The sequence below is a fragment of the Bacillus sp. P14.5 genome (genome assembly GCF_003316765.1).
Lineage (GTDB): Bacteria > Bacillota > Bacilli > Bacillales > Bacillaceae_B > Rossellomorea.
This window is the reverse complement of sequence record NZ_NIJF01000083.1, coordinates 116,986-138,244: the sequence shown is the minus strand read 5'-3', so window position 1 is coordinate 138,244 and position 21,259 is coordinate 116,986. Positions and strand designations below refer to the sequence as shown.

20 protein-coding genes and 1 pseudogene are annotated in these 21,259 nt (G+C 41.1%); 13 read left to right on the top strand and 8 right to left on the bottom strand.

The features are described from left to right. Window positions 1–180 precede the first annotated feature (180 nt). From B9Z54_RS15330 to B9Z54_RS15320, 3 genes are all read left to right on the top strand, one after another. The gene (locus B9Z54_RS15330; protein ID WP_113929208.1) at window positions 181–1,341 is read left to right on the top strand and encodes a D-alanyl-D-alanine carboxypeptidase family protein; all 1,161 of its coding nucleotides are present in this window, start codon (window positions 181–183) and stop codon (window positions 1,339–1,341) included. A gap of 1,717 nt (window positions 1,342–3,058) precedes the next feature. Beyond that, the gene (gene crcB, locus B9Z54_RS15325) at window positions 3,059–3,442 is read left to right on the top strand and encodes a fluoride efflux transporter CrcB (protein ID WP_113929207.1); all 384 of its coding nucleotides are present in this window, start codon (window positions 3,059–3,061) and stop codon (window positions 3,440–3,442) included. Continuing rightward, the gene (locus tag B9Z54_RS15320; RefSeq protein WP_113929206.1) at window positions 3,439–3,798 is read left to right on the top strand and encodes a fluoride efflux transporter FluC; all 360 of its coding nucleotides are present in this window, start codon (window positions 3,439–3,441) and stop codon (window positions 3,796–3,798) included. Before crcB ends, B9Z54_RS15320 begins: the two co-directional genes overlap by 4 nt. 63 nt (window positions 3,799–3,861) lie before the next feature. Here B9Z54_RS15320 and B9Z54_RS26710 read toward each other — a convergent pair whose 3' ends face one another. Both B9Z54_RS26710 and B9Z54_RS15315 read right to left on the bottom strand, forming a co-directional pair. After that, complete coding sequence (locus B9Z54_RS26710) at window positions 3,862–3,960, bottom strand: cupredoxin domain-containing protein (RefSeq protein ID WP_481747800.1); 99 nt, start codon at window positions 3,958–3,960, stop codon at window positions 3,862–3,864. Further along, the gene (locus tag B9Z54_RS15315; protein WP_240189951.1) at window positions 3,957–4,316 is read right to left on the bottom strand and encodes a hypothetical protein; all 360 of its coding nucleotides are present in this window, start codon (window positions 4,314–4,316) and stop codon (window positions 3,957–3,959) included. The genes B9Z54_RS26710 and B9Z54_RS15315 overlap by 4 nt, the downstream gene beginning before the upstream one ends. A gap of 158 nt (window positions 4,317–4,474) precedes the next feature. Here B9Z54_RS15315 and B9Z54_RS15310 point away from each other — a divergent pair, with 158 nt between their 5' ends. Then, on the top strand, window positions 4,475–4,813 hold the full coding sequence (locus B9Z54_RS15310) for a DUF1033 family protein (protein ID WP_113929205.1): 339 nt from the start codon (window positions 4,475–4,477) through the stop codon (window positions 4,811–4,813). A gap of 284 nt (window positions 4,814–5,097) precedes the next feature. On the opposite strand, the gene B9Z54_RS15305 is transcribed toward B9Z54_RS15310, so the two are convergent. From B9Z54_RS15305 to B9Z54_RS15285, 5 genes are all read right to left on the bottom strand, one after another. After that, window positions 5,098–6,177: an AI-2E family transporter gene (locus B9Z54_RS15305; protein ID WP_113929204.1), complete on the bottom strand. Its 1,080-nt coding sequence runs from the start codon at window positions 6,175–6,177 to the stop codon at window positions 5,098–5,100. Window positions 6,178–6,486: 309 nt separating this feature from the next. After that, window positions 6,487–7,998: an HD-GYP domain-containing protein gene (locus B9Z54_RS15300; protein WP_240189950.1), complete on the bottom strand. Its 1,512-nt coding sequence runs from the start codon at window positions 7,996–7,998 to the stop codon at window positions 6,487–6,489. A gap of 478 nt (window positions 7,999–8,476) precedes the next feature. Continuing rightward, window positions 8,477–9,643 (bottom strand): Ger(x)C family spore germination protein, encoded by a 1,167-nt coding sequence (locus B9Z54_RS15295; RefSeq protein WP_113929202.1) that lies wholly within the window; start codon window positions 9,641–9,643, stop codon window positions 8,477–8,479. Further along, window positions 9,640–10,752: a GerAB/ArcD/ProY family transporter gene (locus B9Z54_RS15290; RefSeq protein WP_113929201.1), complete on the bottom strand. Its 1,113-nt coding sequence runs from the start codon at window positions 10,750–10,752 to the stop codon at window positions 9,640–9,642. The genes B9Z54_RS15295 and B9Z54_RS15290 overlap by 4 nt, the downstream gene beginning before the upstream one ends. Before the next feature lie 127 nt (window positions 10,753–10,879). Then, a complete protein-coding gene (locus B9Z54_RS15285; RefSeq protein ID WP_240189949.1) occupies window positions 10,880–12,316 on the bottom strand; it encodes a spore germination protein in 1,437 nt (478 codons plus the stop codon). Window positions 12,317–12,490: 174 nt separating this feature from the next. On the opposite strand from B9Z54_RS15285, the gene B9Z54_RS15280 reads away from it, so the two are divergent. The 8 genes and pseudogenes from B9Z54_RS15280 to recQ all read left to right on the top strand — a co-directional run bounded on the left by B9Z54_RS15280 (window position 12,491) and on the right by recQ (window position 18,210). Beyond that, complete coding sequence (locus tag B9Z54_RS15280) at window positions 12,491–13,258, top strand: hypothetical protein (RefSeq protein ID WP_113929398.1); 768 nt, start codon at window positions 12,491–12,493, stop codon at window positions 13,256–13,258. 49 nt (window positions 13,259–13,307) lie between these two features. Then, window positions 13,308–13,439: a YuzL family protein gene (locus B9Z54_RS15275; protein ID WP_113929199.1), complete on the top strand. Its 132-nt coding sequence runs from the start codon at window positions 13,308–13,310 to the stop codon at window positions 13,437–13,439. A 255-nt stretch (window positions 13,440–13,694) separates the two neighbouring features. After that, entirely contained in the window at window positions 13,695–13,895 is a 201-nt protein-coding gene (locus tag B9Z54_RS15270) for a cold-shock protein (protein WP_006834898.1), read from the top strand. Window positions 13,896–14,027: 132 nt separating this feature from the next. Continuing rightward, window positions 14,028–14,231 carry a cold-shock protein gene (locus B9Z54_RS15265; protein WP_113929198.1) on the top strand — a complete coding sequence of 68 codons (204 nt, stop codon included), beginning with the start codon at window positions 14,028–14,030 and terminating at the stop codon, window positions 14,229–14,231. Window positions 14,232–14,427: 196 nt separating this feature from the next. Continuing rightward, the gene (locus tag B9Z54_RS15260; protein ID WP_162785248.1) at window positions 14,428–15,369 is read left to right on the top strand and encodes a nucleoside hydrolase; all 942 of its coding nucleotides are present in this window, start codon (window positions 14,428–14,430) and stop codon (window positions 15,367–15,369) included. Between the two features lie 106 nt (window positions 15,370–15,475). After that, window positions 15,476–15,646, top strand: a complete 171-nt coding sequence (locus tag B9Z54_RS24915) for a hypothetical protein (protein ID WP_162785247.1) — start codon at window positions 15,476–15,478, stop codon at window positions 15,644–15,646. A 197-nt stretch (window positions 15,647–15,843) separates the two neighbouring features. Next, window positions 15,844–16,119 (top strand): hypothetical protein, encoded by a 276-nt coding sequence (locus B9Z54_RS24910; RefSeq protein WP_162785246.1) that lies wholly within the window; start codon window positions 15,844–15,846, stop codon window positions 16,117–16,119. Continuing rightward, window positions 16,100–18,210, top strand: a pseudogene (gene recQ / locus B9Z54_RS15255) (DNA helicase RecQ). The gene B9Z54_RS24910 and the pseudogene recQ overlap by 20 nt, the downstream one beginning before the upstream one ends. 691 nt (window positions 18,211–18,901) lie before the next feature. Here recQ and B9Z54_RS15250 read toward each other — a convergent pair. Next, window positions 18,902–20,500 carry an ABC-F family ATP-binding cassette domain-containing protein gene (locus B9Z54_RS15250; protein WP_113929196.1) on the bottom strand — a complete coding sequence of 533 codons (1,599 nt, stop codon included), beginning with the start codon at window positions 20,498–20,500 and terminating at the stop codon, window positions 18,902–18,904. A gap of 248 nt (window positions 20,501–20,748) precedes the next feature. Here B9Z54_RS15250 and B9Z54_RS15245 point away from each other — a divergent pair, with 248 nt between their 5' ends. Continuing rightward, window positions 20,749–21,027 carry a YkvA family protein gene (locus B9Z54_RS15245; RefSeq protein WP_113929195.1) on the top strand — a complete coding sequence of 93 codons (279 nt, stop codon included), beginning with the start codon at window positions 20,749–20,751 and terminating at the stop codon, window positions 21,025–21,027. The last annotated feature ends 232 nt before the right edge of the window (window positions 21,028–21,259 follow it).

Sequence of the window (21,259 nt, the reverse complement as noted above, 5' to 3'; positions counted from 1 at the left end):
TTCTTTTATTCCCTAACAGAGAAATGGTTAATCTTCCATTTTATGAATGGTCTTTCGATTCATGCCCATAACGAAACGTTCACAGCTTTATTAAATTTTGATTTCAATGATTGAGAAGCGCAATTTTCTGATAAAATGTTTAATGTTATTTTAAATAATTTTTAGGAGGGACATCCTTCTGTGAAAAAGTTCGTAATTGCACTCATATTATTTTACTCCTTTATACCATCAGTGATGGCAGAAACAGAAGAGAATCAAAAGCCCTCAAATCTATTAAGCGAAAGCGGAATCATGATAGACACAGATACAGGGACAGTTCTTTATTCTAAAAATGCCAATAAGCGCATGTCTCCTGCCAGCATTACGAAAGTAGCCACAGCTGTATACGCCATTGAAAAGGGAGAACTGGACAGCATGGTGACCATCAGCAAGGAGGCAGCTGAGACAGGGGGATCATCTGTTTATTTAATTGAAGGAGAACAAATGTCCCTTAAGCAGCTTTTAATCGGAATGATGATTAACTCAGGAAATGATGCTTCTGCAGCCATCGCAGAGCATTTGGATGGTTCTGTCGAAAACTTCAGCAAAAATATCAATAAATTCCTGGAGGAGAAGGCAGGGGTCCAAAACAGCCATTTCACTAATCCTCATGGTCTATATGAGGAAGATCACTATACTACCGCCGGTGATATGGCGCTAATAATCGCATATGCTATGAAAAATGAAGATTTTCAGGAACTGTTCTCTTTGAAACAGGTAGAGTGGAAAGGGGAAGGCTGGGAGACGACTCTATTTAACCACCATAAGATGGTTAAAGGGGAAATGGTTTTCCCTGAAGTGACCGGCGGTAAAAACGGATACGTGGATGAATCGAAACACACCCTTGTTACCACTGCCGCCAGCGAAAACCTCTCTATCGCTGTCGTTTTATTAAAAGCCCAATCCAAGGCGGCTGTCTATCAGGATACAGAGGCTTTGCTGAAGTATGGACTGAATCAATTCAGGCATAATATTATTCCTGAAGGGGAAAGGTATGCCATCGACGGGAAAGAGTTTTTCTCAGACAAGGAGATTGTTTATACCAGTTTAATGGGAGAGGAAGACCTGATTGCAATTGATGGCAAGGGCGGTTTGGTCTATACCTTGGATGGTGATGAACAACTGCTAAGCATGCTTCCTGCCTTTCCTGAAGAACCAGAAGACAGGGAAAAGGAGGAGGTACAAGATGAAAGCAGCAGCCATGTAAACAGCCAGCTTGTTCTATATCCTGTTTATCTTTATTTTGGTCTTTTGTTGATTGCCGCCGCCGGCGCATTCAGGAATAAGAGAACAGCAGGATAACCTTAACTAATCCAGAGGAGAATCTCAAGATATTCCGTGGATTCGTTTGATACAAAAATAATTTTATTAGTATACGCCCTGGGTAACTGTCCAGGGCGTTTTAGATTTTTCTGTTTTGGCGGATGCTTGCATAGGACAATCTATTTAGAAAGAAAAACCTTACTATTCGGGGGGATCCTGTAATTGGATTTCCCGAAAGGAAAATTAATACGAAAACAGTCTATTTTATTAACGGTTTCTGTTTTCGATTACAAAACTAACAATTACACATCAAAAGGAGTGTCATATTCACTGCGATTTGAAACTCCTTTTTTGTTGATTTAACGGTATTGCTGGTAAATCTGATAATTGGTAATACAAGATGTTTCCTGAATAGCAAATGAAAGATCTACTTATTCTTCAATATATGTGGCACAATTATCTATACACTTTTGCGCTAAAATTAATATTAACGAGATGCAGTTAACTATAGAAATGCTAGCAATGATTTGATTGGAACGGAAGGTTCGTGACCTCCTGGGGACTAGCGTGACGTCTAGTTCCAGCGCCCAGCCCCTCGGGGTCAAATAACCTCAAGAGAACACTTGCCTGTCGGGCCTGAGCAGGGCGCTTCCACTTTTGATGAAAGGTGAGACCAAGGTTACGTACCCACTGGAACGTAACCCCACAGGCGCATCTAGCTCCAGCGGCCAGCGACTAGCAGATTTCGGTCTCTCTCCTTGCTAATCTAGCTGCTAGGCCCCAACGGCTAGCGGACTTTCCTGCCTCCTCCTTGCGATAAGTCAACATCAACTCACTACGTTTGTTGTGTTTCCTTTATCTCATGCGGAGTCAGTCCAGTCCGTACGCCGCTGAGCGGGGCATTTCCGCTTTATATAGATAAGTCTTCATCGAACCGCTAACGCTCTTCATGATTCCTTTATCTCATGCGAGAGCCCTGCAATCTTTACGTCGCTGAACGGCCGCTTCCGCTTTTTATGAAGCCGAGGAGGCTCACCGCCCGCCCCGCGGAGTCGTTCGCCTGAAGTGGAAATCCATCACTTTTCTAACGGCCGCATTTTTTTCGAAAAGAGGGGAATTTTTATTCGTTCTGCAATATATGAGACAAGATGCCGACGGTGAAACCAGCAGTCTTTTTAAAACAGGGCGATCACATGTTGACAAGACTTACAGAAAAGTGTATAGTTATTATTTGTGGTGAAGAAACGCCATAAGTCAGGTCTTACTGACTACTAATCTCCGTAGTAGTACATCGAAAAATTTTCTTCTGAAGATCAACTACAGCTTGATCGATTTTTTTGATCCTTATGCTGACCGGACGATTTGATCCGGAGAAGATAAGGAGGCCTTTTTCAATCCAGCAAAAAAGGCTCAACATTATCCGATGCAATCAGAATGAGATTTGTATGATACATGTTATTGCTAGATTTTCCCCTAATTCTCACTGGCATGGCCTAGGAGCCATAAGGATGACTGAGAGGAAGGGCTTTCATTGTCTTAGGGCAATTTATCAATGATTGAACCCGGTGTGTAAATCATACAAACCAAAGGGAAAAATATAGTAAGACTTGAATAGAGGCACACTTCTTTTTATTGCGACTCCATAGAGTTACAATAGGGGAGTGTGCTTTTCGTATTTTTAGAAGTATTTTATTTGGAATTATTTCTACAAATAGGCAGGACAGCTTTTCATCTACATAGTGAGAGGGATATGGTTATGATCTATTTTCTTATAGGATTAGGCGGGGCGGCAGGCAGCCTGTTAAGGTACCTCATGGGCAATCTGTTACTTGGCATTAATCCTCCTGTGTTTCCTTATGGAACGCTTGCGGCCAACTTGGCAGGATCTTTTTTGTTGGGGCTATTGACAGAAGCATGGCTGAAGAACGGCAGGGTATCAACTGAAATGGCAGCGGCTGCTGGAACGGGAATGATTGGTTCATTCACTACTTTCTCTGCTTTTAGTGCAGAAACGGTATTGATGCTGAAAAGCGGACATTTCTACTTGGCATTTTTATATTTAATCCTAAGTTTACTTGGTGGACTTGTATTTGCCTGGGCTGGATTTCAAACAGGAAAGCGGAGAGGAGAGAGAGGATGATTCTATTGGCAATAGCAGCTGGCGGGTTCTTGGGAGCAGTCAGCCGATTTGCAATCAGTTCTGTCATCAAGCGTCGTTTTCGTCAAAGTCTTCCCCTGGGTACACTAACGGTTAATTGGGCAGGTGCATTTTTGCTTGGTGTGCTTCTGGGTTTGGAAATTGAAGGGAAAGCATATGCTTTTCTCGGAATAGGGTTTCTTGGTGCATTCACAACTTATTCAACTTTTATGGTAGAGGCTTTAACTTTGGGAATTAGCGGAGAACGAAGAAGAGCGATTTACTATCTGGCCCTGAGTTATGCGGGTGGCTTGGCAGCAGTTTTCTTAGGTTTAACCGGAGTGGAAAATCTATTTTAAAAAGTCTGTCTCATCTGTCTGGCCGGTAATAACTGGTCAAACGGTTGATGAGACAGTCTCATTTTATTTGACGACAATATATCCGATCATCGGCCCTCCATTCTCAATCTTTTCATGCGTTTCACAAACAAGCCTGTAGGTTCCTTTTTTATCAAATGTCACATTGAAAATCGACTCTTCCCCTTTTTTACAGTTCCCCTTACATCAGTGCCCTCAATATAAAACGGATGGGCCCTCCCGTTTACTCCATAGATACGGAATTGTACTTCTTTGCCTTTTTCTACTACAATTGTTCCCGGATCCCATCTGTATGATTCAATCTTTTCTCCGCTCTCAGTTTCAGACGAGAACTCTCCGGTGACCATTTCAATCACTTGTACATTCGGGTTATCTCCACTCATCGTTACAGTCGGATAAGACTCCTTAGGCATCAACATCCAGAATGCACCCAGCGAGAGGGCTATAAACCCCATAATAAAAAGAATAAGAGACCCTTTTTTAAATACAAAAAATTTCATTGAAAAACCTCCTTTATCAGTATCACTATATGCCTTGTCCTTCTAAAACTTGTCTAAAAGGTGAATCTACTTCTGTTCATAGTTAAACTTAAGCAAATGATTTTCTATCCTGGCGAAAATTTTGTACAATTTATCCGTAGGATTCGGAGGTGTTTTCAATGACATCATGGAAAATAGTCAAGATTTCAGGGGAAGCGGAACCTTGGTGGTTCTTTTCTGATTGGAAAAAGGATATTAAAGAGGAAATACACTATACAAGTGAAAAAGATGCCTTTGAGAAATTTATGAACCTTGTTGAGGATTATAGACAGAAGTATCAACACGCAAAGCATAAAAAGAATACTGCGGCCTTCTGGAATGAGGGAGAAAAGGTTTTTTGCGAAGCGTGTGACGATGATTTGCAGCAATATCATGGTCTGATCCTCATGGAGGGTGAAAGTGTGAAAGATTTTACAGAAGAAGAGAAACAGAGGTTTTCCGTTGTGTTTGAAAGATGATTTCTCTTTTTCATAGGCTCTTTTCGTAAACTTTCTCGGATTAGAGAGAAAACCTTATTAGCAGAGGGGAATCCAACTCTTGGAATTTTTCCGAAAGCAGCACTATATGCGAAATCAGCTTTTTCATAACAGGAGAATTATTTTTAAATCTTGGTACTTTTCTATATATCCGGCACTGTAATATGCAGGATACTTTCAACTTTCAGGAGCAATACTTTAAAAAAGCAGGAATGAAGTGGACACCTCTCATTCCTGCTTTTTTCATAGTGTTTCGGAACCTTGTGTTATAAATCTGTTCTCAACTTGATGAACCGGTAGACATGTGTAAATATAACTTTCAAAATTGCGTATGTCGGTACCGCAAGAAGCAGACCGAGGAAGCCTGCAAATTTTCCTGCTGCGACTAAGAGAAGAATGATGGTCAATGGATGTATATCGAGTTTCCTGCCCATGACTTGAGGAGATATTAGATTTCCTTCAATCTGCTGAACAACCAGGATAACGATGATGACCCACAAGGCCATAATCGGTTCTTGAAGGAAGCCGACAATGACTGCCGGAACAGAGCTGATAAACGGACCGATGAATGGAATGACATTAGTCAGCATTGTCAACAAGGCAATGACCAGTGAATATTCCAGGCCGATAATCAAGTATCCGATGTAAACCAGTACACCTACACAAAAACTTACAATTACTTGTCCTTGGATGTAAGAGCTTAGTGCTTCATCCATATCACTAAGTACTTTCTTTCCTTCAGTTTCATGTTTATGGGGAACGAGCTTTAAAATTCTTCCAGATAGCTTGTTTCCATCTTTCAACATATAATAAAGGACGAAAGGAATCAGGATGATTAAAACCACAATATTGGTCACAGTACTGATGATATTCATCAGGTTGCTGCCAAGTGTAGATGCCGTTTCGTCCAGGTAGTCTGTCAGACGGTTGGTAATCTCTTCAAAAGAGAACTGCTCTCCGTTCTGGAACCGGGAAACCCATTCATTTTGCTGCAAATTCAGCAGGGCATCACGGAAATTCTGAATAAGCTGCGGCGTGTTTTCAATCAGGCTGTTGATTTGTCTCTGAAATATAGGACCGACATAGAAAATCACTCCAGTAAACAAACCGATTACAGCCAGATAGATGAGCATGATGGCTAAGGGTCTTGGCATTTTTTTGGCCAGCAAATTGACAAGCGGCCGCAATAGGTAATAAAAGATACCTCCCAGCACAATTGGACCGAACAGAGCTGTGATCAAAACGGTGATGGGGGTAAAGATGAAGTCCACCAAAGTACCCAAATAGATGATTAATAATATCAGTGCAACGGCATAGCCCCTGCGAAACCATTTTCCCTCAGGCATACATTTCACTCCTAAAAAATACTGAAAGGACTCTATCTAGTCCCTTCCTCTATATATTCTCTTTATTCTTCCCTTTAAAACTTGTAATTATAGTGTTCTAAACTAAAGAACAAAAGCAGAAGCGCCCTGGTCAGCCCCTGAAAGGCAAATGATCCGGAGAATAAAGAGGTTCTTTCCTATTATTCTCTCCTGGTCATTTGAGTCAAGGGGCTGAGTCCGTTCAAGTGGATACAGACCCTCGGGCGCTGAAACTTAATGGCTTACACAATAATCTACTTTATTATTTCCTGTTTAACAAAGAAGAAGCTTCTACCTGTTGGCAGAAGCCGTTTTGGCTATTTGCGTTTGCTGTATTGAGATGAAATGCTCCACAAAATCAGCATCCCATTGAGTCCCTTTTCCTTCTTGAAGAATGGATAAAGCTTTCAATGGGCTCATTCCTCTCCTGTAAGGTCTGTCAGATGTCATGGCATCATAAGCATCCGCAACGGCAATCAACCTTCCAAATTCCGGTATTTGATTCGCGGAAAGTCCTTCCGGGTACCCTTTTCCATCTATCCTTTCATGGTGATACTTGATTCCGGGGAGGATGGGGAGAAGCTCCTCTGTCAAATCAATTCCATCAAGTATCTTGGCGCCTATTACAGGGTGCCGCTTAATCTGGGCGAACTCTTCCTCTGACAGTCTTCCTTCCTTCAGCAGGACATCATCACGTATACCGATTTTTCCAATATCGTGAAGAAGGGCGGACTTTCTAAGTAATTCGATCTTGTCTGGAGCCCAACCGGCACTTTCAGCAATTTCTGAGGAGTAATGGGCGACGCGTTTGGAATGTCCGGCAGTGTAAGGGTCCCTGGCATCCAATGCCCCTGCTATGACATCAAAGAAACTGGCTATCAATTGCTCATTTTTCTTGTCTTTCACTTGTATGGAGGCCACCATGTTGTTAAAACCATTGACAAGGTCGGAAAATTCATCTGAATATGGATTTTTCAATTGTTTCAGCTTTCCTTGTTCAATATTTTGGAATCCCGTTTGCAGCTCTTTTACAGGACGTTCGATGTTACTGAAAAGAAGGATGGTCCCCAGGAGGGCGAGCACCACAATGATCAGAATCAGCAGTCCAGCCCAGCTCCAATAATCTGATTGAGATACCGATGTGATTGAAAGGCGGATTTGTGATGCAAGACTGAAAAGCAATACCGGGAAAAGGGCAAGGAAAAGGGAACCTGCCAATAGCTTTCTTTTTAAACTGAGGTAAAAGGGTTTATCTTTAAAAAGATCAATTTTATATAATTTCTGCGCCTTATCCGCTAGATCTGTAATAAGAGGAGCAGCGGTTATAAATGTTAAATAAAATTCAATGAGTGCATGCATTGTAGCGACGAGGAATGCTCCTGCCCAGGCATAGCCAATATAGATATAAGGCAAGTTCAAAAGTTCCGCATGAATGAATAGATAAGTGAGGACAGTCGCAGGGACAGCCAGCCCTAGGAAATGGGGAAGCATGATTCTTCTGACCGTCAGCACAGGAAAGTTCAAACTGTGGTTGAAAGCTCGTTCAAGGGCTTCTAAAGAATGTTGTTGATCCTTGTAGATGGCTTTTATCGGTCGGATATGCCTGCTGTAGACAAGGTATTCAGTTAAAAACATGGTAATGAGTGAGAGGAATATTGTGAAAATCATATATTGATATTCTCCAGCGGGAAGTTCCAAAGTCTGAAAGATGAAAACGGAGCCGACCCCGAGAACGGCTATCAGCGAACCCAAAATATAATTATAGAACATTTTTTTTGAAAAACGTGATATATTGACATTCAAACCTCCAAAATTCTGCTAATGATGACATTATAATGCAAAATTGACAGGTTTGATATATACAAATGAAAGAGTTTCAAATCTTACGTCATTTAGGCGGTTTACCTGGACGAGAGAACATAATAGTTGCCGCAGCTGTGCAGGGACAAAATTCCATAATTTACGATTAGAATAACGTGGCACTTAAAAGTAAATAGGGAAAACATCCATATGGCGAGAACTAAAGTACATTTTAGAAAGCCGAAGCTGCCGCAGCAAGGAAGTGATCAGAAAGTAGATGTGGGGAAAATCTCTAGTAATTTACCAAGGAGAGTTTTCCCTTATTAGCAGATCCGGCTTAATGCAAAAGATATCATCGACTGAAGGAATAGTGGTACATTCTTCTTTTAAAACTACTAGTAATTTATCCATCGCCAATGAAGCTGTTTTCGCTAAGTTGTTTACTCTATGAATACCAAGAGACTCGTTGCATATGGATGGGTCAATCAATAATCCCTGTCCGGACGATTTTTAACTCTATATTCAGATTGAACTCTGCTTCAGGATATTTTTCTGCCCATATTTTCTTGGTCACTTCTTTCCCCCTGCTTGAAGCCCTGTAGTGTGTGCCGAATCCGATGGGGTCAGAACCTGTCTCCTGCAATTCTCTAATTACTTTCATTCCTTCCTCTTTCATCGAATTTTCCAATTCAGATTCCAGCTTTCTAAGAACTTTGGCTTCTGATAAATTGAGAGGGACAGTCATTTCAAGGATCCTTGACTCTAATTCCAGCTTAATATCGAAAGAAGGTATACTTTTATCAACTAAATTAATTTTATAATCATTTTTAATATTATCCATTGTTATATGGAAATTTTCTTCCATTGTGTTCTCTTCATCTTTATGATTCCTCTGAGGTTCCGCCTGTTCTATCTCTTTTTCAAACTTATCCCTGGGTATCTCTACTTCTGTGGTGCCAGTTTTTAATGAGTTAAGTAATGAGCGAACATAAAAGATTTTCTCCCGTTCCAGCACACCCACCTGTTTATCATCAGAAAACAGTGCGAAGCCGGTGATGCCAACCTTTCCTTTAACAATAGAAAGGTAGGGGAGGATGGGGTCTTTTCCAACCGAACCATAGCTAGTCATAAATTCTTGGAGGGTTGGATTGGGTATCACTTCGTTCTGTATATTCAGCTGCATTAAATTATATAGGTATGTTCCCATATTGGTGGGCTGGCTCTTTGGCTGGAATGACAGGATTTCATTTGCAGTTGGACTGGCCACGGCTAAAAATATCATATTTCCTATAGAAGCATCCCTCGAAAGAGAGTCAACAAGGGAGTTAATGCCAGCTTTTGCAATCTCTTCACCATACAGAGCAACCCGCAGTTGTCCCGAAACCAAATTATGGTCAGTCTCCATGTTGGCAGACATCCTGATCCCTTTACTTGTTTCTGCATCTGATGAAATAACAGTAGATAAGTTTTTCATGGATGGGTTGAACTGATAGAACACGATGGTTCCCTTGATTTTCTTTTCTTTTTCTGACACGTCGTACCCAACTCCGGTGATCAGTCCCTGTTTTTCCAGGTATCTTGTTTCTACACAACTGCTCAGCAAAGTCGAAGCCAATAGGATTGAAAATATCAAAGGAAGCTTTTTCATAGAGATTCCCCCTTCTTCTTTTTGAAAAACTTCTTTATCAGAACTAATCCTAGTAGCAATGAGGGATATATGAAAGTGAGCCCAAAGCTCACTGTAGCAACTTTATCCGTGAAAGTATTCATTTCAATTCTCTGGTCAATAAAGAATGTGCTGATCCACAAAAGTACTGCAAATAGATAGATTGCTTTCTTTTGCTTAAAACCGAATACTCTTTTCACACCTCTGGTCGCAGCCCAAAGGTATAAGCAGATATTCGGAAGGATGACCAGCATCCAGTAGGATACCGCGATAAATTCAAACCGTTCAAGGTTAGGGATGCGGACAATTTTGAACATCGAAAGTACAGGCCAGATCGTCTTCTCTAATGTCATTTCAGAGAAGAATCCTATGGAAACAAAGGTGACTACAAAATAGATGAAGGTGGTGTAGGCAATGCCAAATAAAGAAAATTTCAAGACCTTTTTTTTGTCTTTTACATAAGGGTAGAGAAGAAGGAGAAGTTCGAATCCAATAACAGAGAATGCGGTCTTATAGGTTCCCATCCCAAGCTCTTTCCAACTATGATCCATTATCGGGAAGTAATGAGTATAATCCATGTATTTCAAGGGAGCATAGATGACAAAAATAAGCCAGGCTGTCAGGATAAAAGCCATAAAGCTTAATCCCACTATGATTCTGACTCCTCCCAACACAGCGTATACCCCAAGGAAGATCAATAGAGCAGAAAGCAGCCAAGTAGGCATCTGAGGGAAAATCCAGGCCTGTACCATTTCGGTATAATGCATGATAACAAGGTAAGTGATTACTACCATGTATCCGATATAGATGAGGCTGAAAAAACTGCCAATCCACTTTCCGAAAAGATCCTTATGGATGCCATAAAGATCAGCACTTTCATAATTCTTTAAAAGTAGTACAATGATTGCCGTTGAAATTGTGAGCATGATACCGGCAATAAGGATGGAAATCCATGCATCGTTACCGGCTTCAAGAAAAACGATTCTCGGAAGACCCGCGATACCGACACCAGTTTGTGCCGAGTGAACCACAAACATAATGAAAAATGAATTGAACATTAAGCTTTTGGGAGGATCAACATTAATTTTCATGGACACAATCCTTTATCATTCTAATCATTTTTTTGCAGGAGGCTGACTGCTTTCAATCATCTGAACGATTACAATGTATATGAGTTTATATGGCCATCCTGTGTCGTTACATTGTTTGATCATTCGTCTACATCTTTTTTTCTGTTTTCTTTTTTGCCCTCATTTTCTCTGAATCGACAGGGGAATTAGCTTCCGGCCTTTTTCCCATATACTGAAAAGGGAGCCTGAATAAACTGTACCTTAGATCTGATAGGTTAAGCGGGTAGATGGGTGATAGATAGGGCCTTCCCAAAGTCGTAAGCTTCAAAAGGTGAATCAACAGGAATGAAAAGGCAAAAACGATTCCAACCCCCCCGTAAAGCCCTGCAAAAATAATGATGGGAAAACGGATGATCCGAACAGCCGTCCCGATAGCATAACTGGGAGCGGTAAAGGAACCCAGAGCACTGATGGCAATGATAATGATTAAAATATTGCTTGTGAAACCTGCCTCAACCGCTGCCTGCCCGATAACGATACCTCCTACGATACCCATTGTCTGGCCGACCTTAGTAGGAAGCCTGGCGCCTGCTTCCCGAAGCAGTTCAATGATGAACTCCAGTAGTAGAGCCTCAAATACTGGGGGAAAAGGGACTTTCGACCGTGATTCTCCGAGCGAAACCAGCAAGGAGGAGGGGATTACTTCATAATGGTAGGTCAGTACAGCCACATAGGCAGGTGTCAACAAAACAGACAGCATGATAGCAGTAAACCGCAGCATCCTCAAAAATGTTCCCATATTCCATCTCATATATAAATCTTCCGTTGATTCAAAGAAGTTCAAAAAGGTAGATGGGCCAATAATGGCCTGCGGGCTTCTATCTACAAGGATCCCCAATTTTCCATGTAAAAGAGATATACTGAATCGGTCAGGCAGTTCAGTGGTTATGAGCTGAGGAAAAACTGTAAATGAATTATCTTCTATCATTTGAGCCAGAACAGAGCTGTCTATAATACTGTCAACTTCAAGGTCCTTCATTCTTTGCTTAATAGTGTGTACGTTTTCTTCCTCAGCAATATCCTTTATATAGATCAGATAGGTTTTTGTTTTTACCCGGGAACCTAGAATAAATTCTTCAACACATAGATTCGGGTCATTGATATTCGTCCGAATCACATTCATGTTGGTTGATAAATCTTCTGTGAACGCGACTTTAGGACCGAAAACTAGTGATTCGGTTTCTGCTTTTTCAAGAGAGCGGCTTGCTTTTTCTGCAATATCGGCAAGGACTCCGCAAGCTTGACCCTGTCCATAAATATAGACGTTTCCGTTTAGAATAGCTTCTGTAATATCAATGAGTTTATTAGTTATGGAAATTTTGCCGATATTGATATTATTTGCTATTGATTTTGGGTCCAATTCTTCGGAGGTTCTTTCTAATGGTTTGATAATATGTTGATGAAGTTGGTCTGAATTTATGATATTATCTAAATAGATGATCAATAGGCTGTGTTCTTCTTTTTCAATTTCATGAAATGCGAGATCTGCACTTTGTTTCAAAGAGTTTTTTATTTCTTCTTTCAAGCCTTCGAAGTTTAGGCTGTGGGCTATTGATTTTTCTTCTTCTCTTTTTTCTTTTCACGCCATTTGAATACCATGCCCAAACATCCTTAACCTATATTTTTTAGTATTTTGTCCCCGAATTGTGAAATTATTACCGTATTTTTGACGGAATCAGGAAAGAAAGCAGTGATGGAAATGCAAAATTGGAGGAAAGCACTGGAGGTTTTTTTGAATGATTTCCACTATACTTCAGACCTTGCAGGTGCACTGGTTTGCGGAAGCTTTGTAACAGGAAACCCTTCAGCACGTTCAGATATCGATGTCCATTTAATTCTTAGAGAAGGGAAGGAATGGAGGGAAAGGGGGAACAAAATTGTGGGGGGTTACTTGATTGAATATTTCTGTAATCCCCCTGTCCAAATAAGGAAGTATTTTGAAGAGGATTATAACAGCAGGACAACCCATGCAGCTGTACAGTTTGCAACAGGGGAAATCCTGTGGGATAAAGAGGGAACTGTGGAAGGACTGAAAGAAGAGGCAGGTGTATGGCTGGGTAAACCCTTTAATAAAATCGGTGATATTGAATTGGAGTTTATGAAGTATTCTATTTGGGATACCCTTGATAACCTTCAAGACATGCATGAAAAGGAAGAGGCAGAAATCATGTTTGTTTATCAAAACTCCTTAAATATACTTTTTGATCAATACTGCCGGTTCCTTTCAGTAGAGGAGATTCCTTTCTATCAAGTAGGTGCTTATTTAAATGATAAGAGGTATCTTAAGAAATACCTGAAGAACCCATTTCCCGATGAGGAATTTTCTCAACTTTTCCAAAAAGCGATGAAAATATCTCAAGCAGGTCAAATGACGGAAATGTATGAAAAGCTAAGTAAATATGTCCTTTCCAAATTGGGCGGCTTCTCTATTGATGGGTGGAAGATGAAAAGCCAAATCGAAAATTAAAGACATAGAATGCCGTTGGTTTAGTCATACTAACTTACGGGGTGATATCATGGCAAAGAAAAAACAGGACCCATCCAAAGCGGGTCTGGGATCTTCGCAGGTTGAGGGCCAAGGCACTACAACAAGTGAACTGCCAGGCGGAGTGAGAGCGGATTCCTCCAGGAAAAGAAGCAAGAAATAGTGTCATAGGGGGGCCGGCTCAGGCTCTCCTGCTCAAATTAAAACGGAAAGCATTACCATTTACATATTTGACAAAATCAATTAATGTACTATAATAGGTGTATCAGAATTAATAACGGAACACCGCAAAATCGAAAGCCATTCACATATTATAAAGAGTGATCGCCTTTCTTCGCCGGTACTTTTTATAATATGTGAATTTTTACATTTAAAAAGTAACATATTAAATTTTTTTATTGCTTGGAGGATTCTACTCATGAAACAAGGTACAGTAAAATGGTTTAATGCAGAAAAGGGCTTCGGATTCATCGAAGTTGAAGGCGAAAACGACGTATTCGTACACTTCAGTGCGATTACTGGTGAAGGTTTCAAATCTCTTGACGAAGGTCAGCGTGTGGAGTTCGAAGTGGTTGAAGGCAACCGCGGACCACAAGCAGCTAACGTTGTAAAATTATAATTTTAGTGCGTTGATGCTTAAAGAATAGCTACCCACCAGTAACAGGGTAGCTATTCTTGTCAGACCGGTTTAAAAACAGGCCTCTCATCAGCCGGAAATCGGTTCTGTAATATCAAAGGAGGTAATGACACGATGGCATTTGGAAGAAGAAATGAAGAAGAAATCAAAACAGAAGATACAAAGATTTGGAGATGTTCATCTGAAGGCTGCAAAGGCTGGATGAGAGATAACTTCAAAAGTGAGGAAACACCTCACTGTCCGCTTTGCAAAAGCGAAATGGTCCCTTCATCAGAAGTTCTTCAAGTTGTGGATAATCCACATCCGACAACTAAATAGTACCGTGATCATTCAACTTCCTATTCAATAGGAAGTTTTTTATTTAGTTGAATGCTTTACCGCTTTAAAGTACTAAGAGGAAATGTCCCTTTTAATGCTGTAAAGCAGTAAGGTGACTCAATTAATTTCAAGGCTAAATTCCTTCCTGTTTGAATATGCTGGAATGTCAGGAATTTTTCCGGAAGGTGTGTTTTCAATGAAAAAAGTAGTCTTGTTTGCAGACCCTGGCATAGACGATGCCTTTGCAATCATCTATGCTTTAAGCAGTCCGGAGATACAGGTCAAAGCGATTGTCACTGGCTTTGGAAATGTAAGTAAAGAAGACGCAACTATGAATGCGGCGTATATCTTACACTTGGCCGGAAGGGAAGATATACCAGTGATCACTGGTGCCTCCAGCCCATTAACGGGAGAATATGAACCTTATTATCCTGAAATTCATGGTGAAGAGGGAATCGGTCCTATTAAAATACCCGATACCTTCACTTACGAAGCTAAGCCATTCAGTCATATCCTCGAAATCATTTCAGAGAATGATGATCTTTACTTCGTAGATATTGGAAGAAATACCTCCATGGCCTTATCCTTCAACCTTTATCCATTTATTAAAGACAGCATTAAAGAAGTTTATTTGATGGGAGGGGCGTTTTTAGTGCCTGGAAATGTGACGCCTGTTGCGGAAGCCAACTTCCATGGCGATCCGACCGCAACGAATTTTGTTCTGGAATCAGGACTGCCGGTATATCTCGCGCCGCTCAATGTTACTCAATATGCGCAGTTGAAGGAAGAACATATCAAACTTTTAGCTGAAAAGAGCCAGAACCCGTTTAAAGAGATATACCTTCCCATCTTTCAATATTATCAAAAAGCTTATGAAAAACTTCAACCTGGTTTGGAAGGTGTTCCTCTGCATGATCTATATACATTATATCTTTTAACAAAACCAGATACAGTAACAATTGTCCAAAAGAATGTGCAGATTTCAACCGAAGAACTCACTCAAGGATTTACCTATGCTGATTTCAGGGACATGGAGGATGAACCGCAAGCAAACCATTTCATTAACATTAATTTCAACTATGAAGATTTCATTAAAGATGTTTTGCGCAGGCTCATGGGAAAAATAAAGGGGAATTAAAATGAAAATAGGCAATCAGCCTAAACGATATGCCTCTCTTTGAATAGAATGTAATGTCGATTTCCCTACCGGCAAGACCATGAAGAAATTCAAAGGAGGTATTTTCATGTCAAAGAAAAATGTTGATATAGAAAAAGAAGTTCAAGCTGCCGAAGAAAAGCCTAAACATAATGTATGGGATGTATTTTGGAGAGGTATCCCTGCAGAAGAAGCAGAGGCGACTGTGGAAAAAGAAGAGAAAGAAAAAGGCGAAAAGCCGGGATTCCGCTGGTTCTAATAAGGCAGTATGAATGAAGGCCCATTGAGTATTCAATGGGTCTTTTCCATATTATCTTGAAGAGTGTTGGTTTCCACTTAGTGTTCTCTAACCGGGAGAGTTCATAGCTGAGAACGGCGATCTCCTGGGGGGGAGCCAGCGTTACAACAAAGTTCCTGAAGGCTGCAGAGTCGTGAGCACGAGCGGGAATCCTTCCTTTGAAGCAGCGAAAAGAGAGTTGTAGAAATGGTTCTTTTCAGGGAAGAAATAAAATCACAATGAGCATGCCACAGAATGGATTGCATTTTGAGGTGACGAATTTAAGCAAAATTTCATGTAGTAAAAAAGGAACAACGGCTGAAAAAATTCCTTGTGAAAACCGTGGGCTTTCATCGACCTCAGAGAGTATGGGGTTTATAATGGAAGTAACAAGAATAGGACCAGAGCAATTGGTTTTAATAAGGAGTTATAGCGATGAATATTTACCATGCTAAAAATTACCTGAAAGAATATTTCGGATATGAAAATTTCAGGCCGGGGCAGGATGAGATTATCCAGAGTGTCTTGTTTGGCCATAATACAGCCGGAATTATGCCTACTGGTGGAGGGAAGTCCATTTGCTACCAAATCCCTGCGCTGCTCCTGGAAGGAATCACGCTTGTCGTTTCTCCTTTGATTTCTTTGATGAAGGATCAAGTGGATGCCTTAAACCAGACGGGCATCCCTGCCACGTTTATAAACAGTTCCCTGACCCATGCTGAGATTGAAAGAAGATTGAGCGAGGCCGAACTAGGAGTATATAAGCTGGTCTATATTGCGCCGGAAAGGCTGGAATCTCCCTATTTCGTGCAGTACCTCCGAAACCTTCCTATTCCTTTGGTGGCGGTAGATGAGGCACACTGTATATCTCAATGGGGCCATGATTTCCGTCCAAGCTATCTTAAAATCAAGGACCTTTTGAAGGGACTGCCCAGCAATCCAGTCGTTCTGGCCTTAACCGCAACAGCAACACCTCAAGTTCAGAATGATATTTGTTCTTCCCTTGAAATTGAAAAGGAGAATACCTATATCACTGGATTTGCAAGGGAAAATCTTTCTTTTAAAGTCATCAAAGGACAGGACCGCAGCCAGTACGCTATGAACTATGTAAAAGCAAATAAGAATGAATCGGGAATCATATACGCTGCAACCAGAAAAGAAGTGGATTCTTTATATAATAAACTGAACAAGCAGGGCTTCTCGGTCGGCAAGTATCATGGAGGCATGAGTGATGTTCAGCGTAACGAGATGCAGGAAGAGTTCTTGAAGGATAACCTGCAAGTGATAGTCGCAACCAACGCCTTCGGGATGGGGATTAATAAATCAAATGTCAGATATGTCCTCCATCATCAACTGCCGAAAAATATGGAAAGCTATTACCAGGAGGCTGGAAGAGCCGGCCGTGACGGCGGAGAAAGTGAATGTGTTGTCCTATATTCCCCTCAAGACGTACAAATTCAGAGATTCCTGATTTCGCAGAATTCCCAGGACCCCGCAAGGCATACACAAGAACTTCTGAAGCTTAGGCAGATGGTGGATTACTGCCATACAGAAGGCTGCCTGCAGGAATTTATTCTTCATTACTTTGGTGATGATGCTGCTCCATGCGGAAAATGCAGCAATTGTACAGACGACCGTCAGGCGATAGATGTGACAAAGGAGACACAGATGGTGCTTTCCTGCATGATTCGGATGGGGGAGAGATTCGGAAATTCGCTGGTCAGCCAAGTCCTTGCAGGCTCTAAGAATAAAAAAATCAAAGAATTCGGTTTTGAAAAACTATCCACATATGGATTGATGAAAGAGCAAAAACAAAAAGAAATCAGCCTGTTCATCGATTTTTTGATTTCGGAAGAATACATCACGGTTGTGAGTGGAACTTTTCCTGTGCTGAGGGTTAATGAAAGAGGTAAGAATGTTCTTCAGGGAAAAGAAAAAGTGCTGCGAAAAGAGACAATGAAAGCCGGCAAAGTTTCTCATGCTGTAGAAGACGATGAGCTTTTCGAAATCCTAAGAGCAATACGAAAAGAATTGGCAGATTCAGAAGGAGTTCCTCCATTTGTCATTTTCTCGGATCAGACGCTCAGGGATATGTGCAGCAAGCTGCCTGTGGATAGTACCGCATTTCTCGATGTAAAAGGTGTGGGGGCACACAAAAGTGAAAAATACGGTTCGCAGTTTCTGCAAGCGATATCTCAGTATAAAGAAGAAAACGCCCAGTCGGATCCAGGAAATAAAAAGAGGACGAGCCATCCAGCTTAATAACTTACAAGTTGTATAAAGAAGGTCTCATGCTCCAGGAAATAGCTAAAGAACGGAATCTGTCTTTAACCACTGTTGAAAATCATATCCTCCAATGCTTTGAAGAAGGAATGGAAGTAAACACAGAAGCGTTCCTCTCGGACGAAGAGCGGAAAATGATTGAACTGGCAGTGGAAAAAACAGGAGGCGAAAAGTTAAAGCCGATCAAGGAAGAGCTTCCTGATGATATCAGTTATTTTCAAATAAAAGTTTTTCTTCATGAACGTGTCATGGCAGTTAAATAGATGGTTAAAAGGCACGCCCGGGAATGTAAGGGCGTGCCTTTAATAGTTTTAAGTAGAAAAAAATGAAACCCTTGAATTTTTACTGAAAATATATGAACAGAAGTGCTTATGGTAATTCAAAAGCTGGCTTTTAGAAAAACAGCCTCCAAGGGGGGCTTGAAAGTCTGCTGATTTCTAAAATGTCGGCCCAGGGTGACCGAGGTATCGGGAATTTTGGACGATGGCGCCCCGAAAAATGCCCGGGTGACTGAGGTGGCAAGAACTTCGGACGGGAGCGGCCCGGAAAATGCCCGGGTGACCGAGGTGGTAAGAACTTCAGACGGGAGCGGTACCTAAAATGCCCAGGGTTGCCAAGGTGCGCGTAACTTTGGACTTTTTTACAGGGGAAGCCGAGGTGGCCGGTCGCCCGATCCTAGGAGTCGTGCACCTGGAGCGAAAATCAACACTTCTTATAAATCTGAAGTTAAAAAGGCAGAATAGCTCTATGTAGTGAGCCATTCTGCCTTTTGAATATTACTGTATAATATATTTGCCCTCCAGGGGAAAGCCTGAATTTTCATCAAAAATAATGGTACATAAGTGCTTTTGGGTAGATCATAAATCAACTTTTATCAGATTGATTCCGCTATCAGTTTTCCCCTGCAAAAAAAACAGCCTTCAGAAAAAGGCTGTTTTTTAAAGAAAATAAACGTTAATTTTTAACCGCTGTAGCTTCAAGGAACTCATCATAAGTCATCTGTTTGTCGATGATTCCTTCAGAGTCGAGCTTGATGATGCGGTTAGCGATTGTTTGTATGAATTGATGGTCATGAGAAGAGAAAATCATGGAACCTTTAAAGTTCTCAAGGCCATTGTTCAGCGCTGTGATGGACTCCAGGTCCAAGTGGTTCGTCGGTTCATCCAGAAGAAGAACGTTGGCTTCACTCAGCATCATTTTCGATAGCATGCAGCGAACTTTTTCTCCACCGGAAAGAACGCTTGGTTTTTTCATGACTTCTTCTCCAGAGAAGAGCATTCTGCCCAGGAAACCTCGCAGGAAGGATTCACTTTGATCGTTAGGAGAGTACTGTCTCAGCCACTCGACAAGATTGGGCTCACTGCCTTCGAAATAGTCCGAGTTATCTTTAGGGAAATAGGCCTGAGAAGTCGTAACTCCCCATTTAAAGGTACCGCTGTCCGGCTCCATTTCGCCAGCAAGAATTTTGAACAGGGTCGTTTTCGCGATTTCATCACTGCCGACCAAAGCAATTTTATCGTCTTTATTCATGATGAAGCTTACGTTATCCAATACTTTAACGCCATCAATCGTTTTAGAGATACCTTCGACCCTCAAAAGGTCGTTCCCAATTTCGCGCTCTGGTTTGAAGTGTACGTAAGGGTACTTACGTGATGACGGTCTGATATCATCAAGTGTGATTTTATCCAGCAGCTTCTTACGGGAAGTAGCTTGTTTAGATTTTGAAGCGTTCGCACTGAAACGCGCGATGAACGCTTGCAGTTCTTTGATTTTTTCTTCTTTCTTTTTATTCTGGTCTGAAGCCATTCTTGTAGCCAGCTGGCTGGACTCATACCAGAAATCATAGTTTCCGACATAGACTTGGATTTTTCCAAAATCAAGGTCGGCAATATGGGTACAAACTTTATTTAAGAAGTGACGGTCATGGGATACGACGATAACTGTGTTCTCGAAGTTGATCAGGAATTCCTCAAGCCATTGAATGGCAGCGATGTCCAAATGGTTAGTAGGCTCATCCAGAAGAAGGACTTCCGGTTTTCCAAACAGCGCCTGAGCAAGCAATACCTTTACTTTGTCGCCGCCATTTAAATCTTCCATTTTCTTCGTGTGAAGGTCCTCGCTGATTCCAAGTCCCTTAAGAAGAATTGCGGCTTCTGATTCTGCTTCCCAGCCGTTCAATTCAGCGAATTCGCCTTCAAGTTCTGCTGCCCTCATGCCGTCTTCATCAGAGAAGTCGGCCTTCATATAGATAGCGTCTTTTTCCTGCATCACTTCATACAGGCGGGTATGACCCATGATGACAACTTTCAATACTTCATGTTCTTCGTACTCAAAGTGGTTCTGTTTCAGGACAGCCATCCGCTCTCCAGGTGTCATGGACACATTGCCGGTTTGAGATTCGATTTCTCCGGAAAGGATCTTAAGGAAAGTGGATTTACCTGCACCGTTCGCACCGATAAGGCCGTAACAGTTTCCAGCAGTGAATTTTATATTTACATCTTCAAATAATTTACGATCACCAAAACGCAGACTTACATCTGATACTTGAATCATTTAGTAATTACCTCCATCAATCATATCTAAGAGATTATAACATGTTCGGCGGATAAATTCACATCTCAAAGTGGATTTGCCACAGAAAATAGATTGTTTTTTAGTTGTTTTCTGCCTTATGATGCTAAAGAGAGCATGTTCTTGATTGAGCCTGTATAATTAAATAAGGAATAAAATAACTATAAAAAGATAAACAACGGAAAGTGTGGTATATAAATGGTAAGTGTTTCAAAAGGAGGTAAGGAATATTGGCACGGTTTATCAGCAGATTAAAATTTCTTTTCAACATCAGAAGGTCAATTCCGTTTTTAGTCGCATTTTTTAAGTCACCATCTGTGAAGGTATGGAAAAAACTTTTGTCAGTAGGCTTTATCCTTGGTTACATCCTGCTGCCATTCGACTTAATTCCAGACTGGCTCGTCATATTTGGGATAGTGGATGATATTGCGGTGTTTACATTAATACTGCAGCAGATGATTAAGATGGCGCCAGAAGAGCTGAAGAATAAATATGATGTCAAACTCTAAATCTGCGTATGAGATTGACAAATGCAGTCTAGTTGGAATACTATGTAGTTGTAAATATTAAATCTCTCAAAAGGGGAAATGAAGTATGTTAGGTGTCGTTCTTAACTAATCCGTAATTTTATACGGTCATTCATGAAGGCAGGGCAGAAAAAATCACTGTCCACAAGCTTATTTAAGTATGTCTTTATGACTGATGAGTTAAGAACAATGATCATAGCATGCAAACACCTGT